At 54.6% G+C, this 3674-nt stretch carries 2 protein-coding genes and 1 pseudogene; 2 read left to right on the forward strand and 1 reads right to left on the reverse strand.

What is annotated here, in order from left to right:
- Nucleotides 1-1256 (reverse strand): MFS transporter (locus WCA53_RS05890; RefSeq protein ID WP_423906835.1); only part of this gene is annotated, 1256 nt, incomplete at its 3' end.
- Nucleotides 1257-2344: 1088 nt separating this feature from the next.
- Here WCA53_RS05890 and WCA53_RS05895 point away from each other — a divergent pair.
- Together WCA53_RS05895 and WCA53_RS05900 are read left to right on the forward strand one after the other, a co-directional pair.
- Entirely contained in the window at nt 2345-2731 is a 387-nt protein-coding gene (locus WCA53_RS05895) for a MarR family winged helix-turn-helix transcriptional regulator (protein ID WP_423906837.1), read from the forward strand.
- A 785-nt stretch (nt 2732-3516) separates the two neighbouring features.
- Nucleotides 3517-3674: pseudogene (locus WCA53_RS05900) on the forward strand (rubredoxin); the annotation flags it as partial.

Consider the following 3674-nt stretch of genomic DNA (forward strand, 5'->3'; position numbering starts at 1 on the left):
GAGATAGCCACGCCAAAGGCCGCGCCCAGCGACGAGGCCATCTTGTAGATGCCTGAGGCTGATCCTGCCTTCTCGTTGGGGACGTTTGACAGAGCAGCATCGGTCGATGGCGTGGCATAGAAGCCGAGGCCGATGCCAAACAGGGCAAAGCCGACAAACGCCACGACGATATATTGCTTCGCGAGCAGGAAAGTGAAGGTGGTCAGCAGGATGCCTAACCCTGTGATCGCGCAGCCCAGCAACATCGGCTTGCGCGGCCCCCACAGCTGCAGCAGTTTTTCGCCGACACGGATGGTGGCCAGGATCGCGACCAAGTAGCCAGTGGTCATGAGTCCGGCCTGCAGTGATGAGAGTCCTGCGGCTTGTTGGACCAGCGACAATGCCACCAGCAGCGTGCCTGCCGCGCCGTTGAGCAAAAAATTGGACAGTGTCGCACCCGAATAGGTCTTGTTGCTCAACAGTCGCAAATCGACGAACGGATTGCGGCCGTGGGTCTCGGCGCGAAAAAAGACTACGGCACCTACCATGAACACGGCAATCAGGCCCAGAACCGCCGGACTAGACCAGCCCAATGCTGAGCCTTGCCCGATCACGACATTAAGCGCCACCATCGACACCACGAAGGCGATCAGCCCAATCCAGTCGAAGGGCATCGGCTTGCTCTGCCTCACCTTGCTTTCCGGCGTGCCTTTAATTAGAAGATAGCTAACGACAGAGATAGCGATGGAAATCCAGAAGATCCAGCGCCATCCGATCGTTGACGCTACCAAGCCGCCAAACAGCGCGCACAGTCCTGAACCACCCCAAGAGCCAATCGACCAGAAACTCAACGCACGCTGGCGCGCCGCGCCATCGTAGTATGCCTTCATCAGGGCCAGCGTGGCGGGCATGATGCATGCGGCCGACAGGCCTTGGACGATGCGTCCTGTAATCAGCCACACGGCAGTGCCGGTCGGAGAGACAGCGATCAATAGCGAGCCGATCGCGCTTAGCACCAGGCCGGCAAGGGTCAGTCGCACACGTCCAAACGAGTCCGCGATTCCACCTGCGACAACGATAAAAATCCCGGAGAACAGCGCGGTGATGCTGACTGCGATATTGCTGACGTTGGTCGTGACGCCGAGATCCGATGCCATGGTCGGTGCAACGTTAAGGGTAGTCTGAGCGAAAAGCCAGAAGGTGATGACAGCGAGAACGATACCGAAAATGAGTTTGTCGGTGCCTTGATATGGCGTTGAATTGCTTGTTTCTTGCATGGTAATCCTCATTTATTCCGCGTCAATGCCGGTGGGACACGACTATCAAGATCGAAAGCGTAGAACAATTGCTTCTGGTTGCCGGATCGTTGGACCGTCATAATGGTGTATTCCCGACTGGCAAATGTTCCGGCATTCAGCAATTAGCACCTCAGCAATTTCCGGAACCGGATCAGAGGAATTCCCCAACTATTTAGGAAACCTTATGATGATGAGTAAAGCAACGTCACGTATTTGGACCGGCACGGCTAGCTTTGAATTCTCCACGTGCAAAAATGACGATCCCGCGCCCCAATAGTCTGGAGTGTTCCTGTGCATCCCGGACAGCCGGTCGCGATGTTTGCGGTACGTAGCTCCCTGCGCCATCGATCGTTGTCGACAGCATCTCCGCCTCCAATGTCAGGTCCAGTTCATCGCTATTCGCACGCGTGCGCTTGCCCGCCGCCGTGGGCAAAAAAAATGAAAATGCGAACTTGATCTGCATAGTGATGGCCGAGCCGATCTGATTCGCCACATACGAGGGGAAGCCGCTAGTGCCTACGATCGGGCAAGTATAGCATTAGCGGCAAACGGAAATAGTTGAAAAACGAAACTAATTAACACAGCACGCAGAGCCCGCGTACACGGTTCGCATCGTGAATTTATCCGGGAACGCGCGAGCGAATGTTCCTGCATTCTGAGTTCCTGATGTTGGTGGATATCTCTGCGCCGCCCTCGTACTTGTCGCGCGAGCGACCTCAATCCAGCGTCGGTCTGAGTGCGCGATCTCTTGCTTGTTATGAGTGTGGCGCCAGTCTTCGTTTTTCGTGATGAGCTCCCTAGTAAGGGAATTGATTCAAATGTTGCAAATCGCATCTAATGACTTTTCATGAGAATTCGATGTGCGCGATTACGTAAGCTATCATCCTGATTGCATCGATTGTTGACGCAACAGAGCCGCTGTGGCTCGGGGATAGGCAGGCCTTACAAACAGGACGAGAATGCGATCAGGTATGCCATCGGCTACAGAAAAAGCGACGACTGTCGATTCCACGAAGACGAAGTTTTCGTATTTCCTTACATTCAAGCTGGATCTGGTCAAGAGCGAAATGATCAGGCAGGCCAATGCGGTTTACCGGCCCGCATGCGGCCTGGATGTGCGTTCACTGCGGGTGCTTCGAATTATCTGCGATGAGCCCGGAATCACGGCGAGCATGTTGAAAGGCCAGACGCTCATCGAAAAGACGCTCCTGTCCAAGGTGATGGCAGAGTTGATCAAGCGGAAACTGGTGCGGCGCACCGTCCATCCCAACGACGCGCGTCATTTCCAGCTGTGGCCGACGGTTGCGGGCAAGCGGACCCGGTCGTCCAGTGACGAGCTGGGCATGTCACTGGAGGTGGAAATGCTGGCAGCGCTCTCGTCAGAAGAGCTTGAGGAACTAAACCGTATTATGGACAAACTTGTCGAGGCATTTCGCAGTTCGGCAAAAGGGTAGATCCAGATTTCTCTGTAGCGGTCCGAAGATATAACCAGAGGGTGGCGGCGATTGTGGTGCTGACTTTCGGCATTTTGTCATGCATATCATGCGTTTTTTTTGCGCCAAGAGTCAAGGTACGTCAACCGACTCGCTGAGTCGACGTCAAGCCACTGATAGTCCGCGCTGACCAGTATGGTCATACTCAGTCGTGCGCGATCGACGACTGACAAGCGATGCATTGGTCCCACCGTCATCTCGTCGGGTGGAAAATGATATATCCAAGGAACAAACATTGGTCAAGTAGAGGACACAACGGCTTTCTGGATAGTTTCCTCACGAGAAACGAGCCCTAAACAAAACGCATCTGGATATATGAGTAAGCAAGTCGTACCCTAACTCTTATTTATTACTTTGATGAAGCGGCTTTGTTAGCACGAGCCTTTGAAGGTCGACTCCACACACCACAGTGTCCGCGTTCCGGTTCGACTAGTCGTATTATTTCGAGTCGGCCGAACGGGGACCCTCCCGGTGCAGGGCGGCCGGCCGGTGAGCTTAGCAGTTGATGGACGAACGCGGCGCGCGCGAAACCGATGAAGGCGATCGGCCGCCGGCGTTTGGGCCCTCAAGAGCTTGACCGCTACAAAAACGGAACGTGATACGAAGCAGCGCATCTAGCGCACACGGCTAACGCACACGGAAACCCCAAGGCGTCACGGCTCAGGGTGCTGATGCAAATCTTCGGCATCGTCACGGCGGTCGGCGTAATTGGCTCCCTGATCACACGTTTATTATCATGAAGCTCAATGTATAAAAAAGGTACAGCGGTCGAACTCCAGTTTTCACCGCAGCGGTTAAACGGTGCCGCAGGCGATCCATATTGGATCGACTTGACGACTGAGGAAGCAAGATCACTTTTTCACGCGCTGAAAGCACACCTCGAAACAATTGGACCACCCGTAGC

It is taken from the genome of Caballeronia sp. (assembly GCF_049581465.1).
Classification (GTDB): Bacteria; Pseudomonadota; Gammaproteobacteria; order Burkholderiales; family Burkholderiaceae; genus Caballeronia.

Excerpts from the sequence above, each read along its gene's own strand:
- WCA53_RS05895 (WP_423906837.1), top strand. The coding sequence starts at position 2,345 with ATGATCAGGCAGGCCAATGCGGTTTACCGGCCCGCATGCGGCCTGGAT.